The sequence below is a fragment of the Rhodobium orientis genome (assembly GCF_003258835.1).
GTDB classification, from domain to species: domain Bacteria; phylum Pseudomonadota; class Alphaproteobacteria; order Rhizobiales; family Rhodobiaceae; genus Rhodobium; species Rhodobium orientis.
In genome coordinates this window covers 1-21,164 of record NZ_NPEV01000012.1, presented here as the reverse complement: position 1 = coordinate 21,164, position 21,164 = coordinate 1, and the positions used below count along the sequence as shown (strand labels likewise).

At 65.8% G+C, this 21,164-nt stretch carries 19 protein-coding genes; 10 read left to right on the top strand and 9 right to left on the bottom strand.

Features of this window, described 5'->3' with window-relative positions; all coding sequences use genetic code 11:
- The coding region (locus CH339_RS07885; RefSeq protein ID WP_210207372.1) for a DUF2927 domain-containing protein at window positions 1-827 on the top strand (827 nt) is incomplete at its 5' end.
- A 311-nt stretch (window positions 828-1,138) separates the two neighbouring features.
- Window positions 1,139-1,969, top strand: coding sequence for a L,D-transpeptidase (locus tag CH339_RS07880; protein ID WP_420825914.1), 831 nt, complete (start codon window positions 1,139-1,141; stop codon window positions 1,967-1,969).
- Between the two features lie 70 nt (window positions 1,970-2,039).
- Here the strand turns inward: CH339_RS07880 and CH339_RS07875 are convergent, their stop codons facing one another.
- Window positions 2,040-2,339, bottom strand: a complete 300-nt coding sequence (locus CH339_RS07875; protein ID WP_146610137.1) for a hypothetical protein — start codon at window positions 2,337-2,339, stop codon at window positions 2,040-2,042.
- 294 nt (window positions 2,340-2,633) lie between these two features.
- Between CH339_RS07875 and CH339_RS07870 the strand changes: the two genes are divergently transcribed.
- Window positions 2,634-3,038, top strand: coding sequence for a helix-turn-helix domain-containing protein (locus CH339_RS07870; RefSeq protein WP_111433799.1), 405 nt, complete (start codon window positions 2,634-2,636; stop codon window positions 3,036-3,038).
- A gap of 454 nt (window positions 3,039-3,492) precedes the next feature.
- Here the strand turns inward: CH339_RS07870 and glcF are convergent, their stop codons facing one another.
- From glcF to CH339_RS07850, 4 genes are read right to left on the bottom strand one after another with little or no spacing between them, the layout of a single operon-like run.
- Window positions 3,493-4,806 (bottom strand): glycolate oxidase subunit GlcF, encoded by a 1,314-nt coding sequence (glcF, locus tag CH339_RS07865; RefSeq protein WP_111433798.1) that lies wholly within the window; start codon window positions 4,804-4,806, stop codon window positions 3,493-3,495.
- A gap of 27 nt (window positions 4,807-4,833) precedes the next feature.
- Window positions 4,834-5,196, bottom strand: coding sequence for a DUF4870 family protein (locus CH339_RS07860; RefSeq protein ID WP_111433797.1), 363 nt, complete (start codon window positions 5,194-5,196; stop codon window positions 4,834-4,836).
- Window positions 5,197-5,233: 37 nt separating this feature from the next.
- Window positions 5,234-6,445, bottom strand: a complete 1,212-nt coding sequence (locus CH339_RS07855; protein WP_111433796.1) for an FAD-binding protein — start codon at window positions 6,443-6,445, stop codon at window positions 5,234-5,236.
- A 21-nt stretch (window positions 6,446-6,466) separates the two neighbouring features.
- A complete protein-coding gene (locus CH339_RS07850) occupies window positions 6,467-7,963 on the bottom strand; it encodes an FAD-linked oxidase C-terminal domain-containing protein (protein WP_111433868.1) in 1,497 nt (498 codons plus the stop codon).
- A gap of 267 nt (window positions 7,964-8,230) precedes the next feature.
- Here CH339_RS07850 and CH339_RS07845 point away from each other — a divergent pair, with 267 nt between their 5' ends.
- The gene (locus CH339_RS07845) at window positions 8,231-8,638 is read left to right on the top strand and encodes a c-type cytochrome (protein WP_111433795.1); all 408 of its coding nucleotides are present in this window, start codon (window positions 8,231-8,233) and stop codon (window positions 8,636-8,638) included.
- A gap of 158 nt (window positions 8,639-8,796) precedes the next feature.
- Here the strand turns inward: CH339_RS07845 and CH339_RS07840 are convergent, their stop codons facing one another.
- The 4 genes from CH339_RS07840 to CH339_RS07825 all read right to left on the bottom strand — a co-directional run bounded on the left by CH339_RS07840 (window position 8,797) and on the right by CH339_RS07825 (window position 13,969).
- Window positions 8,797-10,137, bottom strand: coding sequence for a DUF3422 family protein (locus CH339_RS07840; protein ID WP_111433794.1), 1,341 nt, complete (start codon window positions 10,135-10,137; stop codon window positions 8,797-8,799).
- Between the two features lie 115 nt (window positions 10,138-10,252).
- The gene (locus CH339_RS07835) at window positions 10,253-11,809 is read right to left on the bottom strand and encodes a TRAP transporter large permease (RefSeq protein ID WP_111433793.1); all 1,557 of its coding nucleotides are present in this window, start codon (window positions 11,807-11,809) and stop codon (window positions 10,253-10,255) included.
- Window positions 11,810-11,823: 14 nt separating this feature from the next.
- Complete coding sequence (locus CH339_RS07830) at window positions 11,824-12,786, bottom strand: TRAP transporter small permease subunit (protein ID WP_111433792.1); 963 nt, start codon at window positions 12,784-12,786, stop codon at window positions 11,824-11,826.
- A 145-nt stretch (window positions 12,787-12,931) separates the two neighbouring features.
- A complete protein-coding gene (locus tag CH339_RS07825; protein ID WP_111433791.1) occupies window positions 12,932-13,969 on the bottom strand; it encodes a TRAP transporter substrate-binding protein in 1,038 nt (345 codons plus the stop codon).
- A gap of 268 nt (window positions 13,970-14,237) precedes the next feature.
- On the opposite strand from CH339_RS07825, the gene CH339_RS07820 reads away from it, so the two are divergent.
- From CH339_RS07820 to recQ, 6 genes are all read left to right on the top strand, one after another.
- Window positions 14,238-15,077: a FadR/GntR family transcriptional regulator gene (locus CH339_RS07820; RefSeq protein WP_111433790.1), complete on the top strand. Its 840-nt coding sequence runs from the start codon at window positions 14,238-14,240 to the stop codon at window positions 15,075-15,077.
- Entirely contained in the window at window positions 15,074-15,859 is a 786-nt protein-coding gene (locus CH339_RS07815; protein ID WP_111433789.1) for a (Fe-S)-binding protein, read from the top strand. Before CH339_RS07820 ends, CH339_RS07815 begins: the two co-directional genes overlap by 4 nt.
- Window positions 15,860-15,863: 4 nt before the next feature.
- Complete coding sequence (locus CH339_RS07810) at window positions 15,864-17,279, top strand: LutB/LldF family L-lactate oxidation iron-sulfur protein (protein WP_111433788.1); 1,416 nt, start codon at window positions 15,864-15,866, stop codon at window positions 17,277-17,279.
- Window positions 17,276-17,944: a LutC/YkgG family protein gene (locus tag CH339_RS07805; protein ID WP_111433787.1), complete on the top strand. Its 669-nt coding sequence runs from the start codon at window positions 17,276-17,278 to the stop codon at window positions 17,942-17,944. The genes CH339_RS07810 and CH339_RS07805 overlap by 4 nt, the downstream gene beginning before the upstream one ends.
- Before the next feature lie 78 nt (window positions 17,945-18,022).
- Window positions 18,023-19,090: a hypothetical protein gene (locus CH339_RS07800; RefSeq protein WP_111433786.1), complete on the top strand. Its 1,068-nt coding sequence runs from the start codon at window positions 18,023-18,025 to the stop codon at window positions 19,088-19,090.
- Window positions 19,091-19,462: 372 nt separating this feature from the next.
- A partial coding sequence (gene recQ / locus CH339_RS07795; RefSeq protein ID WP_111433785.1) for a DNA helicase RecQ occupies window positions 19,463-21,164 on the top strand: 1,702 nt, incomplete at its 3' end.

The window sequence follows — 21,164 nt, the reverse complement described above, 5'->3', positions numbered from 1 at the left end:
GCGCGATCGCGCGCGCCGGTGCGAGAAAGGCGTGTGCCATGCTGAAACCCGTCCTTGCCGCCCTCGCCTTCTGGCTCGCTGCCGCCTCAACGGCGTTGGCGGCAACGCCGCACGTCGAGGCCATCGTCACCGCCTATTCCGACGAACAGCTCATCGACGGCTTCATGCGCACCGTGTTCGGCGCCGAGGATCCCTCGCAGCGGCGCGGGCCCGGCGCCAACCACATCCGCAAGTTCCCCGGCCGGGTCCGGGTCCACGTCATCGACCTTGCCAGGCGCGACCACCGGACGGGCGACATCCGCCGCTTCGTTGCCAAGCTGGACCGCACGGTCAAGGGGCTGAAAATGTCGATGTCGGCGGACCAGAACCGGGCGGAGATGATCGTCTTCCTGGTCGACCGGGCCGACTATCGCGGCGTCATCGAGGAGACCATGCCGCGCCAGTTCAACAAGCGGTTCCTCATCTCCAGCGACTGCTCGGCGGTCACCGGCGGGCGCCGCGGCGACAATCTCGACCGGGCCTTCGTCTTCATCGTCGTCAACGAGGGGCGGCGCGCCTTCCGCCATTGCATGATCGAGGAGATCAGCCAGAGCCTTGGCCCTGTCAACGACGACTGGCGGCTGAAGGAGTCCATCTTCAACGACTATTCGACCGTCAGCCGCTTCAACGTCTTCGACTGGTTCATCCTCAACATGCTCTACGACCGGCGGGTCAAGGTCGGCATGACGCCGCGCCAGGTGGAGCGCGTGCTGCCGGCGGCGATCGCCGATGCCCGCATCCGGCTCAGGCGCATCGTTGCCACCGGCCAGTTGTCCCAGAGACGGTGACAGCGGCCGCTCCGAAAACGCCGCGCCACCGATTCACCGGGCGTTAACCGGTTTTGCCAACCCATTTCTAACCATAGGTGCAAGGAGTCGGCCGCCCGGCCGCTTCCGCCCGGTTTGATTCACCTTTTCCGAAATACCCCTCCTTAACCTTGATGCCGGGAAACGGGACGCGGGGACCGGGCGCATGGCGCCCGGAACCATCTCCCGACGACACGGTTGTTTCCCAGTGAGCCGGCGGGGGTCCGCCCTCGTCATTCAAGCCGATTGACGAAATGTAGCCGAGTACGTCGATGAAACGCCTTTTTGCTCCGATGGCCCTGATGGTGCTTGGGATGGTCGCGACCAGCGGCGCGTTCCAGGCCGCCGCCGAGGGCCGCTATACGCCGAGACCGCCCGTCGTCCTCAGCCCGGACCTCTCCGAGCCGTGGCTTCTGCAACTCCAGCCGCGCCGCCGGGTCTATCGCGAGGCCCCGACCTATCGCCGGGCGCCGCGCACCTATGGCCGCGAGGAATATCGCGACCGCGGCCGGGGCCCGCGCCTGTTCGGCCGCCGGGACGACCCGACCTATCGCCGCGCGCCGGCCGAGGCCCGCACCGACCGCTACGGCATGCGCTGGCAGGAGGCCCCGAGCCGCGTTCGCCCCGCCTCCGTGGTGCAGCCGCGGCCGCATGTCGCCAAGCGCTCTCGGCGCGAGATGGACCCGAAATTCCTGCCGCAGACCGTTGCCTATGACGGCGGCCAGAAGCCGGGCACCATCATCATCGACACCAATGAGCGCTTCCTCTACCTGGTCCAGTCGGGCGGCACCGCCAAGCGCTACGGCGTCGGCGTCGGCCGGCCGGGCTTTGAATGGGCCGGCACCCACAAGATCACCCGCAAGGCCGAATGGCCGGACTGGCACCCGCCGGCGGAAATGCGCCAGCGCCAGCCGGGCCTGCCGAAGATGATGGCCGGCGGGCCGAAGAACCCGCTCGGCGCCCGCGCCATGTATCTGGGGTCCACCCTTTACCGCATCCACGGCTCCAACCAGCCCTGGACCATCGGACATGCGGTCTCTTCCGGCTGCATCCGCATGCGCAACGAGGACGTGGTCGACCTTTACGGACGCGTCGGCGTCGGCACCAAGGTTGTGGTCTTGTAAGACCCGGCCGGCCCCGAAACGGACAGACGGCCGCGTCTCGACAGGGATGCGGCCGTTTTTTGTCTGCCTGTCAGCGGTGCTTTGCGGCCTTGCCGCTCCAGCGCGCAGGCTCGCACTGCACGCCGTCCGTTGTCGCCTTGTCGGCTGCCTTGGCGCCGAGCTTAGGCAGCGGCGGCATTTCGGGTGTTGCTTCGGCGTTTTCCGCGCGGCGTGCCTGGCGTTCCGGCTTCGGCGCATCGCTCGCGGCAGCGGCTGTTGCCAGCGCCGTGGCAAGCGCCACCGCGAGGACCGGCGTCGCACGCCGGATGCCGGTTTTCCGGCCAATCAAAGATGTGGACAACCCACGCGTCGACATGTCGCCTTCCGACAACCGTTACACTTCGCTTGCATAACAGCATCGTCTGCGCTCAAACAAGAGCGTGGCCATTGCCGGGGTGCTCCCACCCGTCGGCGATGTCGTATGCCGGCCATCGGGCCGGCGCCAAACGGTCCCTGCGGACAGGTGTCTGCACCGACGCCGACATGGCGTACCCGGCCGTTGTCGTTTTCAAGGCAGTCCGTGACACGGGTCTGTGGGATGAAGCGACCTCACGGCCGATCGGACCGGATTTCTCGTTCACGTGTCGGCGGCGCCGACGCCGTCTCGCCAGGAGGGAACAGGACCATGCTCACCAATCCGGACGCTGCAGGCGAACCCGAGGTCACCGTCGGCGAACGCATCCGCCGCGCCCGCGAGGCCATGGGGCTTTCGACGGCGCAGCTTGCCCGCCGGCTCGGCATCAAGACCCAGACGCTGACGATGTGGGAGAGCGACCGCTCCGAGCCGCGCTCCAACCGGCTCTTGATGCTCGCCGGGCTCCTCAATGTCAGCCCGAGCTGGCTCCTCAGCGGTCTCGGCACGGCGCCGGTCGGCGACCACACGGCGAGCGAGATGAAGACCCTGCGCGCCGAGCTGACCTTCCTCAAGACCGAGATCGACACCCTGTCGCGCCGGCTCGAAAAGGTCATCACCCATTTCGACCGGCTGGTCGAAGACGAGACCGGCGAGTTGCCGGCCGCGGAGGAATAGGCGGCGGCCCCGGCCTTCGAACTCTCGCAATAACATTGAAAGCATTGATGAATCCGTCATTGCGAGGGCAGCGAAGCAATCCAGTTCAGCGTTGGCTCCAGCGCCCTGCGCCGCTTGCTTGGTCATACCACCAGCCACACACTCCGCCGTCACCCCTCTGCTGCGATGAAACCAGGATGATGGGGGAGCGCGGTGACCGTTTCGCGTGAAATGGAAATGCCGCGCTGGATTGCTTCGCTCCGCTCGCAATGACAACGAATGGATAATTCCTTAGACATTTCAACGTCGTTGCGAGGACGCCGAGAGGAACGCGGGCGCCACGCCGGAAGCGGCTCGCTTCGGTGCGGCCGCACACCGAGCCCGAAGGGCTCGCAAGGCCGAACGGCCGCCGGCGCCCATGCGCCGCCCCCGCGGAGCCGCGAGCAAAGCGAGCCTGGCGTGAGCGAAAAACCTACTATCGCCCGCCCATCCCCTCCAGCGCCGCAGGCTCGGGCCCGCCATAGGCCCAGTCTAGCAGTTCCACGGTGTGCACCACCGGCACCTCGGCCTTCCCGGCCAGTTGCGTCATGCAGCCGATATTGCCGGTGGCGATGAGCTGGGGCTCGCTCCTTGCGATATTAGCGAGCTTGCGGTCGCGCAGGCGCCCGGCGATCTCCGGCTGCAGGATGTTGTAAACGCCGGCGGAGCCGCAGCAAAGGTGGCCTTCCGGCACCTCGCGCACGTCGAAGCCGGCCGCCATCAGCAGCTCTTTCGGCTGGCGGGTGATCTGCTGGCCGTGCTGCATGGAACAGGCGGCGTGGTAGGCAACAGTCTGGCCGGTTTCGCGCACCGGGGGGCCGAGCTCCAGCGTCTCGACAAATTCCGACACGTCCCGCGAAAGCCCGGCGACGCGTGCCGCCTTTTCCGCATAGGCCGGATCGCCGGCCAGCAGATGGCCGTAGTCCTTCACCGTGGTGCCGCAGCCCGACGCCGAAACGAGGATAGCGTCCAGCCCCTCGCCGTCGATCTCGCGCATCCAGGCATCGACGTTGCGGCGGGCCTGGGCACGGGCGTCCTCCGCCTTGCCGAGATGATGGACGAGGGCGCCGCAGCAGCCCTCCCCCTCCGGCATCACGACCTCGATGCCGGCGCGATTGAGCAACCTCACCGCGGCCTCGTTTATCCCCGGCGCCAGCACGGCTTGCGCGCAGCCGGTCATCAGCACGACGCGGCCCTTGCGCGCCGTTACCGGAAAATGCGCCGGCGCGGCGACCTCCGACCTTGGCGGCAGGCTTGAGGGCGTCAGCGCCAGCATGGCGGCGATCTTTTCCAGCCCCGGGATGCGGCGGATGAGCGGCAGGGCAAGGCGCGCGAACCAGGAGCCGGCGAGCGAGGCCCGGAAGCGCCCTCGGTCCGGCAGCACGAAGGCGAGCACCTCGCGCAGCATGCGGTCGGCGAAGGGCCGGCGGTAGGTCTCCTCGATATGGGCGCGGGCGCCGTCGACGAGGTGCATGTAGTCGACGCCGGAGGGGCAGGTCGTCATGCAGGCGAGGCAGGTCAGGCAGCGGTCGATGTGCTTGACCACCTTCTCCGTTGCCGGCCGGTCGTTCTCCAGCATGTCCTTGATCAGGTAGATGCGGCCGCGCGGCGAGTCGAGTTCGTCGCCGAGCAGGACGAAGGTCGGGCAGGTCGCCGTGCAGAAGCCGCAATGCACGCATTTGCGAAGAATGCGGTCGGATTCGGCGATCAGCGGCTGTGCAAGCTGCTCATGGGAGAAGGTGGTCTGCATTTACTGCTTACTCAAAACGCCCAGGCCTCAAAAAACCCAGGTCTGGGGATCCGGGATCGGCTCGTCGCGGCTGGCCGCCTGCAGGCCCTTGATGCAGCGGATGATGACCCAGACCGCGATGACGATCATCAACAGGAAGCCGATGCCGACGAAGGCGAGCAGGAACGCCACGACCGCAGCCAGCAGCGATATCCAGAAGGTTCGGATCTGGAAGGTGTAGTGGGTGTCGGGCCAGCCGCCGCGGCCGCGGTTCATATAGGCAATGACGACGCCGATCAGCGGCGTGATGCCGAGGACGAAGCCGACCAGATAGAGGATGTAGATCAACGTGACATTCTTGGCGCCGGGCTCCATGTAGCCGGCGAGGTCGTCGGATCCTTGTGTGCTCATTGCCTGTTCTCCCCTGTTTGAAATCGCGATCGGTCGATTACCTGCCCATCCGCCCCGGATTGAGGATGCCGGCCGGATCGAACTGGTCCTTCAGCCGACGCGCCAGGTTTGCCAGCGCTGCCGGCTGTGGCTGGAACACCGGCACGGCGGCGCGGGTTCCGGCATCGGCGCGGATCAGCGTCGCATGGCCGCCGCCGGCCTCGGCGACGGCGCCGCGCACGGCCTCCACCATCGGATCGCCCCCCGGCAGCATCAGCCAGACGAGGCCGCCGGCCCAGTCGAAGATGGCCTTCGCGCCCGGCGCCTGTGCCTTGACGGCGGCGGCGACGGCGGGGCCGTCGGTCGGGGCGACGGAAATACGCCAGAGCGGCAGGGACGTATCGGCGGCAAAGGGCCTCGCACAGGAAATGGCCCGCCAGAGCGTTGCCGTCGTCGGCGCATCGAGGCGCTCGGCAAGGCCGAAGGGGCGCAACACTTCGGCCAGCATGCCCGCGCGGGCCTCGACCGAGGGACCGAAACCTTCCAGCCGCATGACGGTGGCGCCCGCGCCAAGACCGTCGACACCGAAGCCGCCGGCGACGTCGGCCGGCAGGTGCGCGGCGCCCGAGACCTCCGAGGACGAGCCCATGGCCGCGGCCATGGCGATCGCGGCGGTCTCGGGCGTCAGCCCGTGCACGACGAGCGTCGTCGCCGTCTCCGGCTTCGGCAGGGTCTTGAAGGTGAGTTCGGTGAGGACCGCGAGCGTTCCCCACGACCCGGAAAGGCCCTTGGTGAGGTCGTAGCCGGTGACGTTCTTCATCACCCGGCCGCCAGACTTGAAGATCTCGCCGCGCCCCGAAACGGCGCGGATGCCGAGGGCGTGGTCGCGCACGGCGCCGGCCTGCAGGCGGCGGGAGCCGGCGAAATTGGTGCCGTAGAGGCCGGCGAGCGTGCCCTTGCCAGCCTCTTCTCCGAGGAGCGGACCGAGATCTGCCGGCTCGAAGGCGAGCATCTGGTTGTTTTCTTCCAGAAGCGTCTCGATCTCGGCGAGCGGTGTCGCCGCCTTCGCCGTCAGCACCAGTTCGGCCGGGTCGTAGTCATTGATCCCGGAGAGCGCCGACAGGTCGACGCCGTATTCGGTCTGGGGCGGGCGGCCGATGCTGCGCTTGCTGCCGCCGGACCACAGCTCCAGCGGCGTCTTCTCGGCGAGCGCATAGGCGACGAGGGCTTCCACGTCCTTTTCGTCGGTCGGCTTGAACCTGTCGGTCATTGCGGCGGGCTGAACTTTCACTCAAAAACGCGGGATGTCGGGGAACGGCATCTGGCCCTTGTGGACGTGCATGCGGCCGAGTTCGGCGCAACTGTTGAGGGTCGGGAAAACCTTGCCGGGATTGAGGAGCTGCTTGGCGTCGAACGCGCATTTGACGCGGATCTGGTGATCCATGTCGACGCCGTTGAACATCTCGCCCATCAGGTCGCGCTTTTCGACGCCGACGCCATGCTCGCCGGTCAGCACCCCGCCGACCTCCACGCAAAGCTTCAATATATCGGCACCGAAGTCCTCGGCCTTGTCGAGGTCGCCCGGGATGTTGGCGTCGTAGAGGATCAGCGGGTGCAGATTGCCGTCGCCGGCATGGAAGACGTTGGCAACGCCGAGGCCATAGGACGCGGCCATCTCCTGCATGCGGGTCAGCACATGGGGCAGCGCCTTTCGCGGGATCGTGCCGTCCATGCACATATAGTCCGGCGAGATGCGGCCGACGGCAGGAAAGGCCGCCTTGCGACCGGCCCAGAAGGAAAGCCGCTCGGCCTCCGTCTCCGAGACCCGGATATGGGCGGCGTTGTTCGCCTTGGCGATGGCGCCGACGCGCTCAAGCAGGTGGTCGACCTCGGCCTTCGGGCCGTCCAGCTCGACGATCAAGAGCGCCTCGACGTCGAGCGGATAGCCGGCATGGACGAAGTCCTCGGCGGCGTGGATCGCCGGGCGGTCCATCATCTCCATGCCGCCGGGGATGATGCCGGCGCCGATGACGTCGGCAACGCACGTTCCAGCATCGTCGTTGGTCGGAAAGCCGATGAGGATGGCGCGGGCCGTGTCCGGTTGCTTCAGGAGACGAACCGTCACCTCGGTGACGACGCCGAGCATGCCTTCCGACCCGACGACGAGGCCGAGGAGGTCGTAGCCCTCGGCATCGAGGTGCCTGCCGCCGATGCGGACCACCTCGCCCTCGATGGTGACGAGTTCGACGCCAAGCACATTGTTGGTGGTGAGGCCGTATTTCAGGCAGTGGACGCCGCCGGCATTCTCCGCGACGTTGCCGCCGATGGAGCAGGCGATCTGCGACGACGGGTCGGGGGCGTAGTAGAAGCCGCGATGCTCCACGGCGCGGGTGATGCCGAGATTGGTAACGCCGGGCTGGACGACGGCGACCCGGTTGTCGAAATCGATGTCGAGCACCCGGTTGAACTTCATCATCGACATCAGGACGCCGTCGGCGAGCGGCAGGGCGCCGCCGGACAGCGAGGTGCCGGCGCCGCGCGGCACCACCTTGACGCCGTTGTCATGGCAATAGCGAAGGACGCGCGCGACCTGGTCGACGGTTTCGGGAAGGACGACGACGAAGGGCACCTGGCGATAGGCGGTGAGGCCGTCGGTCTCGTAGACCCGCATCTCCGCGTCGTCGGAGATCACGCCTTCGCCGGGGACGATGGCGCGGAGCGCGGCGACGATCTCGTCGCGGCGGGCGAGCACTTCCGCATCGCTCGGCGGCATGACAAGGCCGCTCATGGCATCCTCCCCGGACATTTTCGTTTTCGCCGCAACGCATCGACGGCGTTTGAATACATTCTAGCGGGATTTCGCCGACCGGCCACCGCCGAAAGTCGTAGGTGCCGGTTTCGGAGACGATTTCGCTTCCACTATGCATCAAAATGTCGCTATCAAAGCATTTGTTTGGAAACGTACTAGCAGTCAATTTCCCGGTCTTATTCGCCGGTCGCCCGAAGAGCGGCGGCGAGGTCTATCGGATGTGAAACCTGCCACAGGAGCGAACACATGAAGGGTCTTATCGGCATCGGCATCGCCGCTGCTCTGACCATCGCGGCCACCGGCGCGGCGTCTGCCGCGGGCGACGCGGCCAAGGGCGAAAAGGTCGCCAAGAAGTGCGTTGCCTGCCACACCTTCGAGGAAGGCGGCAAGAACAAGGTCGGCCCGAACCTCTGGGGCATCGTCGGCCGCACCGCCGGCACCCATGAGGGCTACAAGTATTCCGACAGCTACGTCTCCCTCGGCGAGGGCGGCATGACCTGGACGGAAGAGAACATCGCCGCCTACGTGCCGGACCCGAAGGGCTTCATCCGGGAAAAGACGGGCGATCCGAAGGCGCGCTCGAAGATGACCTTCAAGCTGACCAAGGACGAGGACATCGCCGATGTCATCGCCTATCTGGCGACGCTGAAATAGACCCCTGTCGCTCAGAAATTTTCGAAAAGCCGGGCCGTCGTGCCCGGCTTTTTTGTCAGGACGCGCATTGACCGGACCGCCGGGGCAATCTGACAAGCCCTGCACCCAATAGCCTCCAAGCGATCCTCGGCGAAGGTCGTCAATGCGCTTTGGGGGCCTCAGTCGTTGTCCTTGTCCTTTTCGGCGTGGCGGCGGCGGACGCGCCGGGTCATCCAGTAGACGAAGCCGACGACGAGGGGAACGGCGATGCCGACAACGATCTCGGGCCTGACCGGCAGGACGTGGGCCTCCTTCAGGCCCTTGGCGGCATAGCCGATGATGCCGAGCAGGTAGTAGCTGATGGCGCCGATGGAGAGGCCCTCCACCGTCTGCTGCAGGCGGAGCTGCAGCTTGGCGCGGCGGTTCATGGAATTGAGCAGCGCCACGTTCTGGTGCTCCACATCGATGGCGACGCGGGCGCGCAGGACGTCGATGGCGCGGGCCAGCTTCGTGGCGAGCTGGTTCTGGCGTTTTTCCAGCGACTGGCAGGTCCTCAGCGCCGGGTTCATGCGCCGGGCGAGAAATGTCTTCAGTGTGCCGTAGCCGGGCCAGGCCTTTTCGTTGAGGGCATCGAGGCGGATCTGCAGCACCTCGTCATAGGCCTGGGTGGCGCTCATGCGATAGGAAAAGCGCGACACGTCCGCCTCCAGCTCGCTGGCCAACTCGGTGAGGCGCGACAGCAGCGCCCGGTTTGAGGCGAGCTCGCCGCTTTGCCGGGCCTCGTGCGACAGGTCCGCCAGTTCCTGCTCGATGCGGTCGACCGTCGGGGTCGCCTTGCGCGCCGCCGGCAGTCCGAGCAGCGTCATGGAGCGGTAGGTCTCGACCTCCTGCAGGCGCTGGAAGACGGCGCCGGCGCGCGCTTCGCTGATGCCGCGCGAGATGATGGCGTAGCGGGTGAGCCCGTTGTCGTCCTGGCGGAAGTCGGTGGCGATGATCGCCGCCCCCTCTTCCACCTCCGAGACGCAGAGGCTGCGGCGGTCGAACGGCTCCAGGGTCGGCTCGATGTCGCCGAGGACCTCGATGAGGGCGAAGCGGCCGCCGCCGACCAGCGGGCCGGGCGGCGTGAAGCCCTCGCCGAACGGACCCATCGGCACCGGCCCGACCAGCGGGTCCTCCTCCGGCGGGCAGCGCCAGACGAAGGAGACGAACTCGTTGTGGCATTCCCAGCGCAGGACGCCGCCATCGATCTTGGCGCGGTGGTAGCGGGCGCCGGGGTCGGGCGGCTTGCCGCCATGGCGGACATAGAGATCGGCCGCCATCGCCGTGCATTCGTCCGGCGTCATCGTCGTGTTCATGAACGACAGGCTGACGACCCGGAGCGGCGGCCTGATCAGCGGAAACGGGCGGGCGTGGATCTCGTCGAGGACCGACTGGCGGTCTTGGTGGGCCTCGAAGCGGCGATAGCCAATCGTCACCGGCTCGGCGGTGCCGCCGTTTTCAGGCGTCGTCTCGTCGCTCATAGGCCCTCCGGTCCCCCGCTCTTTTGCCCGGAGTGTAGCCCAAGGCACCCGCCCGGATCACCACGGCACGATGACAACCGGGCTGTCCTGATGTCGCGGGCAGCGGAGCCGGCCGTCACCGCAGCAGGACGCTCGGGAACCAGAGGGCGATTTCCGGGAAGATCATGACCAGGATGAGGCCGATCACCTGCAGGGCGACGAAGGGCACGATGCCCTTGTAGATCTGCTGGATCTTCACTTCCGGCGGTGCCACGCCCTTCATGTAGAACAGCGCGAAACCGAAGGGCGGCGTCAGGAACGAGGTCTGCAGATTGACCGAGACGAGGATGGTGAACCAGATCAGCGGCGCCTCGGCAACGCCCGGCCATTCGCCGATATGGCCGCCGAAATCGAGGCCGGCGACAATCGGTCCGAACACCGGCAGCACGATCAGCGTGATCTCGACCCAGTCGAAGAAGAAGCCGAGCAGGAAGATCATGCCCATCAGCACCAGCAGGATGCCCCAGGAGCCGACGCCCGTTGCTGCGATGAAGTCCTCGATCAGGACGTCGCCGCCGAGCCAGCGGAAGACGAGACTGAAGCAGGTGGCGCCGACGAAGATGCCGAAGATCATCGCCGTCGTCAGGGCCGAACGCTGGCAGACGTCCTTCAGGACGCTGCCGGACAGCGCCCGGTTGATCAGCGCAAGGAGCGTCGCGCCGACCGCACCGACGCCGGCCGCTTCCGTCGGCGTCGCGTAGCCCTTGAAGATGGAGCCGAGGACGAGGACGATGAGCAGCACCGGCGGCAGGAAGGAGCGTACCAGAAGGGCGGTGAAGGCGGCGTTGCGGCTGGTGCCCCAGGCGGTGAGGGCGAACAGGAAGACGACGATTGCGGCGAACTGCAGCCAGCCGCCGGTCAGGAAGATGGCGACAAGGGCGGCAACGGCGAGCACGGCCCAGGCGATGCCAGGGATGCTGTCCGGCGATATCCGGCGCATCGCCGCGCCCATTGCGCGGTCGTTGTCGTCGAGCCCCTCGTCGGCCGGCATCGGCGGGGCCAGGTGCGGTTTCCAGAAGCACAGGCCCATGATGTAGACCATGTAGAGACCGGAGAGCAGCAGGCCCGGGACGATGGCGGCGATGAACACGGTGCCGACCGGGATCGACATCAGGTCCGACATGATCACCAGCATGATCGACGGCGGAATGAGGATGCCGAGGGTGCCGGAGGAGGCGATGGTGCCGGTCGCCAGCGGCACGTTGTAGTCGCGCTTCAGCATCACCGGCAGGGCCATCAGCGTCATCATCACCACCGAGGCGCCGATGATGCCAGTGGTGGCGGCCATGATCGTGCCCATCAGGGTGACGGACAAGGCCAGGCCGCCGGGAATGCGCCGCGTCAGCACCTGCAGGCAGTGCAGGAGGTCGCGCGCGACGCCCGATTTTTCCAGCATCGTCCCCATGAAGATGAACATCGGGATGGCGACGAGGACCGGGTTCTCCATCGAGCCGCCGAAGATGCGGTTCGGGATGATGACCAGCCGGGCGACGTTGAAGCCGCCCATCAGCTCGGCGATGAAAGCAAAGCCGAGGCCGACGCCGCCGAGGATCAGCGCCACCGGATAGCCGGTGAACAAAAGCACGCCGAGGGCGACGAACATCAGGACCGGAAGCAGCTCCAGGACCGTCATTTCCTAAAACTCCTTCAGTCCGCGCGCCGGCCGCGCATGGCCAGGTCGTCGGGTTGGCCGGCGTGCGGCGTGCCGGAATAATGGGATCCGTGCCAGCGCAGACGCCGTGGCGCATAGAGATAGACCAGCGATTTCAGGATCGACGAAATGCCGGCGAGCGCGAGCAGTGCAAAGCCGAACGACAGGGTGCTTTTGATGATCCAGCGGTGGCTGAGGCCGGTCTGGGCGGCCGAGACCTCGTCGGCGTTGAAGGAGCGCTCGGCGAAGGTGAAGCCGAACTTCACCACCAGATAGCAGTAGGGCAGCAGGAAGATGAAGCCGCCGACCAGTTCCATCCAGACCCGTGCATTCGGGCTCAGCCGCTCACGGACCAGCTCGATGCGGACATGGGCGTCCTTCAGATAGGCATAGCCGAGGCAGAACAGGAACAGCACCGCGTGGATGTGCCACTCAAGCTCCTGCAGCTTGGTGGAGGAAAAGGCGAACACGGTGTCGAGATAGTCGGGGTAGAACTCCAGGATCTTGCGCTGGGTGACGTCGTAGGCGATGACCAGCATCAGGGGCACGAAAAGCCAGGCGGCCGCCTTGCCGACGAAGGTGACCAGCGCGTCGAGATCGCGAATGGCGCTGATGGTGCCGAGTGCCGTGCCTTCCTTCCAGCGCCAGACCGCCAGCCAGAACAGCAAGGCGATCGCGGCCAGCACCACCAGCAGCGCCTCGTTCTCCCAGGAGCGGAAGAAGGAGCGGCCGTTGGTGCCGTAGCTCTTGAGGACCGCCGGCAGGGCGTCCGGGACCAGAATGAACAGGATGACGGCGATGAGGCTGCCGAGCAGGACGAGCGCCGGCCGCGCGCCGATCAGCGCGGCAAGGACGATCAGCGCGGCGCTGCCGACGATCAGCCAGAGCGCTGCGGCGCCGGTCAGGACAATGGAGGCGGCAAGACCCGCAAGGCCCAGCCAGGCAAGCGGAGTGCCCATGGGAACGATCCTTCAGTGGGACGGCAGGTCGCGAACATCATTATGAGCGGGGCGATGCCAACGAACGGACGGCGGGAGAACGGCGGGAGCCGCCGTGCGGAGACGATGCGTCCGCACGGCGGCAACCGAAGTCGGATGCTGCGGCCTAGTCGAGGTAGCCGACGGCCTTCCACTCGGCATAGCCTTCACGGAATTTCGACAGCGAATCCCAGACCTTGGCGAAGTTCTCGTTCTTGCCCTTTTCCTCGTCGACGACCTCCAGCCAGGCGGCATTGAGGGCCTCGAGGATCGCCGGATCCCATTTGTGGATGGTGACGCCCTCGTTCTTGAGGTCCTGAAGGGCCTTGAACTGGATCGCCTCGCCCTCGGCCAGACCGTAGGCGACGTTCGCCTCGCAGACGGTCTCGAACAGCGCCTTGGTGTCTTCGCCGAGGCCGTCCCACTCCGCCTTGTTCATCATCAGCTCGAAGAAGGTCGACTGCTGGTGCCAGCCGGGGAAGTAGTAGTGCTTGGCGACCTGGTAGAAGCCGAGCTTCTGGTCGATGGCCGGCATGGAGAACTCGGTGGCGTCGATGGTGCCCAGTTCCAGCGCCGGGAAGATGTCGCCGCCGGCGAGAAGCTGGGTCGACACGCCCATCTTTTCCATCACCTTGGCGCCGAGGCCGAAGAAGCGCATCTTCAGGCCCTTGAGGTCGTCGACCGAGTTGATTTCCTTCTTGAACCAGCCCGAGGCTTCCGGCGCGATGACGGCGCAGACCAGCGCCTTGATGCCGTAGGGCTCGTAGAGCTCGTCATAGAGCTCCTTGCCGCCGCCGTACTTGATCCAGGCGTAATATTCGCCGGCGCTGGGGCCGAAGGGCACGGCGGCGAACAGCGCGAAGGCGGTGTCCTTGCCGGTCCAGTAGCCCGGCGTCGACCAGGCCGCCTGGATGGCGCCGGACGAGACGGCATCGAACGCCTCAAGCGCCGGGACGATGGCGCCCGGCTCCTGGAAGTTCACCTTGACCTGGCCGTCGGAAATCTTGTCGAGGCGCTCCGAAATCACCTTGCCGAGCGTGCCGAGCTGGGTCAGCGAGCTGGCGTAGGTGGACTGCATATCCCAGTTGATCTTGTCGAACGCCGCGGCCGGCCCGGCAAGGGCTACCGTGGCGGCAAACGCAGTTGTGGCGAGTACTTTCTTCATGCGAGGTTCCTCCCTGGTGGCATGATCCCGCACCGTTCGTTGCGGTGCTTATTGGTTCATTTGCGAAGCTTAGAACGATCCCGGCGACGATGGCCAGGGATTTCCTCAAGCCTCGATACCAGCGATCACACAACTCGCCCTTATTGGGTAATAAACTTGACCACGCAAGGCAAGCCGGAATACTCTCGATAAAAGAATAATCCGTGAACGCCAGACAAAAACCAGCGACGCGGGGGAGCGAAACACTTTTCCATAGAAGCAAAAAAGCATGATTTTTCAGCGCATACGGCACAATGTGACCGCCGACGCCGTCGTCGACCAAGTCGAGGGACTGATCCTACAGGGCGTCCTGCGGTCGGGAGATCAATTGCCGCCGGAGCGCGAACTGGCCAAATTAGTTGATGTCTCGCGGCCGATCCTGCGCGATGCCATCAAGCGGCTGGAGGAGCGCGGCCTCATCGTCACCCGCCATGGCGAGGGCACCTTCGTCGCCGACCTCATCGGCACCGTGTTTTCCGAACCGATCATCGAACTCTTCCAGCGCCGCCCGCCGGCCGTGCGCGACTATCTGGAATTCCGCCGCGACATCGAGGCGGTCGCCGCCGGGCTTGCCGCCGAGCGCGCCACCGCGGCGGACCGGGAGATCCTGACCCGGCTGTTCCGCGGCATGGAGGCGGCGCACGGGCGCGGCGACTTCGACGAGGAGGCGGCGATCGACGTGGAGCTGCACGCCGCGATCGGCGAAAGCAGCCACAACATCATGCTTCTCCACGTGCTGCGCGCCTGCTACCGGCTGCTCGCCGACGGCATCTTCTACAGCCGCAACAAGCTCTATGCCTATGCCGATGCGCCGGAGAGCCTCTTGGGCCAGCACCGCGCGATCTATGAGGCGATCATGGGCGGCGACCGGGCGCGCGCGGAGGCCGCGGCGCGGGCCCATATGGACTTCGTCATCACCACCATCGACGAGATCGACCGCGCCGGCATGTGGCAAACAGTTGCCTCCATGCGCCTGCAGCAGCTAGACCAGCGACCGGGCGGCGGCACCGCCGGTCGCGGCACGCGCCGCAGGGCCGCCCGCGCAACGAAAGGACCCGACGGCACATGACATCCGAGACTTCCACGCGCCCTTCTCCGGCGCGCCCCAAGGTCGGTCTTTTCGTCACCTGTCTCGTCGACCTGATGCGCCCGGCCGTGGGGTTTGCCGCCGCGCGGCTGCTGTCCAATAATGGCTGCGATCTCGCGGTGCCGCCGGAGCAGACCTGCTGCGGCCAGCCGGCCTTCAACTCCGGCGACCGGGACGACACGCGCGCCATCGCCGAACAGGTGATCGCGACCTTCGAGGGCTTCGACTATGTCGTGGTGCCGTCCGGCTCCTGCGCGGCGATGATGAAGGTGCACTATCCGGAGCTGTTCGCGGCCGGCAGTAACTGGCGCGACAGGGCCGAGGCGTTTTCCGCCAAGGTGTTCGAACTCGTCAGCTTCCTGACCGATGTCCTGAAGATCGAGGCGCTCGACGCCCGCTTCGAGGCCAGCGCCACCTATCACGATTCCTGCTCGGGCCTGCGCGAACTCGGCATCCATGACCAGCCGCGCAAGCTGCTTTCAGGTATCGACGGGCTGACGATGACGGAGATGAAGGATCCGGACATCTGCTGCGGCTTCGGCGGCACCTTCTGCGTCAAATATTCCGACATCTCCAACGCCATCGTGGAGCGCAAGGCCGCCAACATCACTGCCAGCGGCGCCGACACGGTGCTGGCCGGCGACCTTGGGTGCCTGCTCAACATGGCCGGCAAGCTGAAGCGCGACGGCTCGGCCGTGAAGGCGCGCCATGTCGCGGAAGTGCTCGCCGGCATGGCCGACACGCCCGCCATCGGGGAGGGTTGAGGCGATGCTGATCACGGCCCCGAAATTCAAGGAAAACGCGGCAAAGGCCCTGGTCGACAAGAGCCTGCAGAAGGCGCTCGGCAATGTCGAGCGCGGCTTCGTTGCCAAGCGGGCCAAGGCCGCTGCCGCGCTGCCGGAGTTCGATGCGCTTCGCGATGCGGCGCGGGACATCAAGAACCACACGCTGGAAAACCTGGACCTTTACCTCGAAGCCTACGAGGAAAAGGTGACGGCGGCGGGCGGCAAGGTCCATTGGGCCTCGACGGCCGAAGACGCCCGCGACGCGATCCTCGACATCTGCACGGCGGCGAACGCGCGCACGGTCACCAAGGGCAAGTCGATGATCACCGAGGAGATCGGCCTCAACGATCACCTGGAGGTGAACGGCATCCACCCGGTCGAGACCGACCTTGGCGAGTACATCATCCAGCTTCGCGGCGAGACGCCGAGCCACATCATCGCGCCGGCCGTCCACGTCAACAAGGAGGAGATCGAGGCCGATTTCCGGCGCGTCCACACGCATCTGCCGAAGGACCGGCAGATCACCGAGCCGACCGCCCTCCTCTCGGAGGCCCGGGTCGTGCTGCGCCAGGAATATTTCAACGCCGATGTCGGCATCACCGGCGCCAATTTCCTGATCGCCGAGACCGGCTCCTCGATCATCGTCACCAATGAGGGCAACGGCGACCTGACCCAGACGCTGCCGCGCGTCCACATCGTCGTTGCCTCCATCGAAAAGGTGGTACCGACGCTGGAGGACGTCTCGACCATCCTGCGCGTGCTGGCGCGCTCGGCCACCGGCCAGGACATGTCGGTCTATACGACGCTCTCCACCGGGCCGAGGCGGCCGGAGGATCCCGACGGGCCGGACGAGTACCACGTCATCCTCCTGGACAACGGCCGCTCGTCGATGCTCGGCACGGAGTTCCAGGATATGCTGCGCTGCATCCGCTGCGGCGCCTGCATGAACCACTGCCCGGTCTATCACGCGGTCGGCGGCCACGCCTATGGCTCGGTCTATCCGGGACCGATGGGCGCGGTGCTGACCCCGAAACTCTGGGGCATCGACCAGTCCGGCCACCTGCCGAACGCCTCGACCTTCTGCGGGCGCTGCGAGAGCGTCTGCCCGATGCACATCCCGCTGCCGAAAATGATGCGGCACTGGCGCGAGCGCGCCTTCGAGGCGCACCAGGAGCCGGCGGCGCAGCGCTACGGGCTGAAACTCTGGGCGTTCATGGCGAAGCGCCCGAAACTCTATCACCTGGCGACCGGGATTGCCGCGCGGGTCATGTCCCTGCTCGGCGGCGCAAAGGGCCGGCTGTCGAGCCTGCCGCTGGCGGGCGGCTGGACGAAGCACCGCGACCTGCCAGCGCCGGAAACAAAAACCTTCCTCAAGCAATGGGCGGAGGGCAAGCGATGAGCCGCGATGCGATCCTAAAAACGGTCCGCGCCTCATTGAAGGGCGAGGCGGACGTGGATGCCCGCCGCGAAGCGGTCAAGGCGCGGCTTTCCTCGCACCAACGCAACCTGATCCCGGCGCGCGGGCAACTCGGCGATGCGGAACGCGTCGCGCTGTTTGCCGAACAGGCGGAAAAGGTCGGCGCGACGGTCACCCGGGTCGACGATGCGGGCGCCGTGCCGGAGGCGGTCGCCGATTACCTGCGCGGCCGCAACCTGCCGCAGCGGGTCCGCAAGGGCAACGATCCGCGCCTCGGCGCCCTGCCCTTCGACAAAACGCCCACTCTGGAAGTCAACACCGGCCCCTCCGACGGCACCGACCTCGTCGGCCTCAGCCACGCCTTCGGCGGCGTCGCGGAGACAGGCACGCTGGTGCTCGCCTCCGGCAACGACAACCCGACGACAATCAACTTCCTGCCGGAAACCCATATCGTCGTCATCTCCGCGGAGGACATCGCCGGCGACTACGAGACAGTGTTCGAGCGCGTCCGCGCCGCCTATGGCGAAGGCACCATGCCGCGCTGCCTCAACATGATCACCGGCCCCTCGCGCTCCGGCGACATCGAGCAGACCATTTTGCTCGGCGCCCATGGGCCGAAGGATGTGCATGTTGTGGTGGTGGGGTAAGGAGCGCCCAGGATCCGCCTCGCGGACTTCCGGTCCTTCGCAGCCTTCGAATGAAGGTCAGCTTTGCTAGAGGCTACCATGCGCACCGTCTTAACAGTTTTGCACGAAATATCAGGCATTTACCAACTACCGAATTCTGAGGACGTCGTTCTTCTGTCCTCGGAGGACAGAAGCGTCCGCGTCTTCTTAACGACAGCCCGCACCCGGTACGAACTTCATCTTCGTCGCCTTAAGGCCCTCGGCACGGTGCAGGCGCAAGTGTTTGTTGGACCGGGCGAAAGTCGTGAGCTCGCGCCATATCGCCAGCGTTTCGACGAGGCATTTGCACGGGTCCAGCTCAAACAAAATGACTTGCGTCACGGCGTGCTGATGGTCACGGAAGTTTCAGGAGAGATTTCAGACCAAGTGTTGGATCACTTGCAGGACTACGGAGACTTTTGCGCCCGCCTAAAGGTCTTCGATCCTGAGAATCTTCAAACATTAGCCGAACGCGCAACCCGGATAGCATTTGCCGGTCTTGCATTGTCTCTTGGCGAGTCCATAACGGATACCCTCGCATGGCGAGGAAACATCGCCATAGCCTACGAGCCTGGCTCACAGCGTCCGACATACTCGCTCGCGATTAACGCATCGTTATCGCATACGAGCCGTATGCAGCTCACAAGCGAAGCTGCAACGAATGCCGCCGAGTTCGCATCCCATATTTCGGATGCCGACGAATTGGAGACCATCGTTCGCCTCCTCTCGCTCTCAGCGAAAGCCAACACCGAACCGATGACCGCATTTCTAGCGGCTTGGTCAGCCCTAGAAATCTTTGTTCAAGAGGTGTTCAAGTCAGACTGCGAACCTCTGGCATACGATCTGATTTCTCAGTCTGTTCCTGAAACGGCACTATTCGTGGCCAAAACCCGTGAAGTTATGTCGAACAAGTACAACATCCGAGACAAATTCTCACTGGTCGCCTGCATGCTGGCAGGTACTGAAGCTGTAGCTGACATTGAGATTTTCAAGACTATCAAGAAGCGCCGGGACGACCTAGCCCACGCGATGAAAGGAGATGTGCGCGAATTGCCTGCAGAGCGCGCGCGAGCACTCCTCCGAAAGTATCTAAAGCTCCACCTGGAACGCCTACGAGCGACCAAGTAGACGCCGTTTAGGCCGCCTGCAATGCCGCTGCGGTACGACTGGCCCCAGTTCGAACGCTTCAATCGGAACGCAGACCCAGTAAAAAGGCTGCATTTGGACGTTTGTCAGGGAACACAAATATCAGCCATGGGCTTAAAACCGCCATCCAACGCGTCCGCCCCGCTTTGGGTTGTTCCCTTCAGACAAGCTCTCATCGCTTCCCTCCACTTCTGCACGTTGCGCATAGCCACGATAGAGCAGAGCGAAGTTATCCTCGGCGCCCGCGGCCCGAAGGACGTGCATATCGTGGTGGTGGGGTAGGCTGACGGGACGCGTCGTCGCCGCGAAGCTGCTAAGAAGGGTCTTCACCCCGATTCTTGTCGTGATTGCCCGATGCCCGCCACCGCTCTCGATATCCTGAAGACCGTCTATGGCTACGATGCGTTCCGGGGCCTGCAGGAGCGCATCGTCGAGCATGTGATCGCCGGCCACAACGCCTTCGTGCTGATGCCGACGGGCGGCGGCAAGTCGTTGTGCTATCAGATCCCGGCGATGGCCCGGCCCGGCATGGGGCTGATCGTCTCGCCGCTGCTGGCCCTGATGGCCGATCAGGTGGCGGCGCTGCGACAGGCGGGGGTGAAGGCCGGCGCGCTCAATTCCGACCTGCCGCCGGAGGAGCGGCGCGCGCTATGGGACGACATTGCCGCGGGCAATCTCGACCTTCTCTATGTGGCGCCGGAGACGCTGCTGAGTAACGGCGTGCTGGAGCGGCTTTCCCGGGCGAAGCTGTCGCTGATCGCCATCGACGAGGCGCACTGCCTGTCGCAATGGGGCCATGACTTCCGCCCCTCCTATCGCCAGCTCGACGTGCTCGTCCGGCAGTTCCCCGATATACCGCGCATGGCGCTGACGGCGACGGCCGACGCGCCGACACGCGCGGAGATCCTCGCCCACCTTGAGATCGCCGACAGCGACGCCTTCATCGCCGGCTTCGACCGTCCCAACATCCGCTATGCCATTGCGGAAAAGGACACTCCGCGCGCCCAGCTCAAGGATTTCCTGAAGCGCCACGCGGGCGAGGCCGGCATCGTCTATTGCCTGTCGAAGCGCAAGACCGAGGAAACGGCCGCCTGGCTGCGCACCGAAGGCTATGACGCCCTGCCCTATCACGCGGGGCTCGACAAGGCCGAGCGGGCCGCCAACCAGCAGCGCTTCCAGCATGGCGAGGCGGTCGTCATGGTCGCCACCATCGCCTTCGGCATGGGCATCGACAAGCCGGACGTGCGGTTCGTCGCCCATATCGACCTGCCGGCGAGCGTGGAGGCCTATTACCAGGAGACCGGCCGCGCCGGGCGCGACGGCCTGCCGGCCGAGGCGCTGATGCTCTATGGCGCGGAGGACATCGCGCTGCGCAGCCGCTTCATCGAGGAATCGGGCGCGCCCGACGAGCGCAAGAGGACGGAACGGAGCAAGCTCGATGCGCTGCTCGGGCTCGCCGAGACGGCCGGCTGCCGGCGCCAGGTGCTGCTCGCCTATTTCGGCGACGAGATCGCGCCCTGCGGCAATTGCGATACCTGCGCCGAGCCGCCGACCCTCTTCGACGGCACGATTTCCGCGCAAAAGGCGCTCTCCTGCATCTACCGCACCGGCGAGCGCTTCGGCCAGGCCTATATCGTCGACGTGCTCCTCGGCGTCGAAAGCGAGCGCATCGCCCGCTTCGGCCACGACCAGATATCCACCTTCGGCATCGGCACGGAGCACGACAAAACCCTGTGGCGGGCGATCCTGCGCCAACTGATCGCGCTCCGCCTCGTCGACGTCGACCATGCCGGCCATGGCGGCCTTTCCATCTCGGACGCGGGCCGGGAGTTCCTGCGCGAAAAACCAACCCTCATGCTCCGCGTCCCCGCGCCCCGCCGCTCCCGGCGCGGCAAGACCGCAAAGAGCTCGACCCAGTCCACCATCCCCGAGGCCGACCAGGCCCTCTTCCAGGCCCTCCGCGAAAAGCGCCTGGAGCTCGCCCGCGCCGTCCTGGGGCAGCATGCTCGATGTCGCCCGCCAGTTCCTGACCGAAGCTCCGTGGATGGCGGTCTGG

Excerpts from the sequence above, each read along its gene's own strand:
- CH339_RS07870 (WP_111433799.1), top strand. The coding sequence starts at position 2,634 with ATGCTCACCAATCCGGACGCTGCAGGCGAACCCGAGGTCACCGTCGGC.
- CH339_RS07830 (WP_111433792.1), bottom strand. The coding sequence starts at position 12,786 with ATGGGCACTCCGCTTGCCTGGCTGGGCCTTGCGGGTCTTGCCGCCTCC.
- CH339_RS07810 (WP_111433788.1), top strand. The coding sequence starts at position 15,864 with ATGCTGATCACGGCCCCGAAATTCAAGGAAAACGCGGCAAAGGCCCTG.
- CH339_RS07860 (WP_111433797.1), bottom strand. The coding sequence starts at position 5,196 with ATGAGCACACAAGGATCCGACGACCTCGCCGGCTACATGGAGCCCGGC.
- CH339_RS07825 (WP_111433791.1), bottom strand. The coding sequence starts at position 13,969 with ATGAAGAAAGTACTCGCCACAACTGCGTTTGCCGCCACGGTAGCCCTT.
- glcF (WP_111433798.1), bottom strand. The coding sequence starts at position 4,806 with ATGCAGACCACCTTCTCCCATGAGCAGCTTGCACAGCCGCTGATCGCC.
- CH339_RS07850 (WP_111433868.1), bottom strand. The coding sequence starts at position 7,963 with ATGAGCGGCCTTGTCATGCCGCCGAGCGATGCGGAAGTGCTCGCCCGC.
- CH339_RS07840 (WP_111433794.1), bottom strand. The coding sequence starts at position 10,137 with ATGAGCGACGAGACGACGCCTGAAAACGGCGGCACCGCCGAGCCGGTG.
- CH339_RS07855 (WP_111433796.1), bottom strand. The coding sequence starts at position 6,445 with ATGACCGACAGGTTCAAGCCGACCGACGAAAAGGACGTGGAAGCCCTC.
- CH339_RS07845 (WP_111433795.1), top strand. The coding sequence starts at position 8,231 with ATGAAGGGTCTTATCGGCATCGGCATCGCCGCTGCTCTGACCATCGCG.
- CH339_RS07815 (WP_111433789.1), top strand. The coding sequence starts at position 15,074 with ATGACATCCGAGACTTCCACGCGCCCTTCTCCGGCGCGCCCCAAGGTC.
- CH339_RS07820 (WP_111433790.1), top strand. The coding sequence starts at position 14,238 with ATGATTTTTCAGCGCATACGGCACAATGTGACCGCCGACGCCGTCGTC.
- CH339_RS07805 (WP_111433787.1), top strand. The coding sequence starts at position 17,276 with ATGAGCCGCGATGCGATCCTAAAAACGGTCCGCGCCTCATTGAAGGGC.
- CH339_RS07880 (WP_420825914.1), top strand. The coding sequence starts at position 1,139 with ATGGCCCTGATGGTGCTTGGGATGGTCGCGACCAGCGGCGCGTTCCAG.
- CH339_RS07835 (WP_111433793.1), bottom strand. The coding sequence starts at position 11,809 with ATGACGGTCCTGGAGCTGCTTCCGGTCCTGATGTTCGTCGCCCTCGGC.
- CH339_RS07800 (WP_111433786.1), top strand. The coding sequence starts at position 18,023 with ATGCGCACCGTCTTAACAGTTTTGCACGAAATATCAGGCATTTACCAA.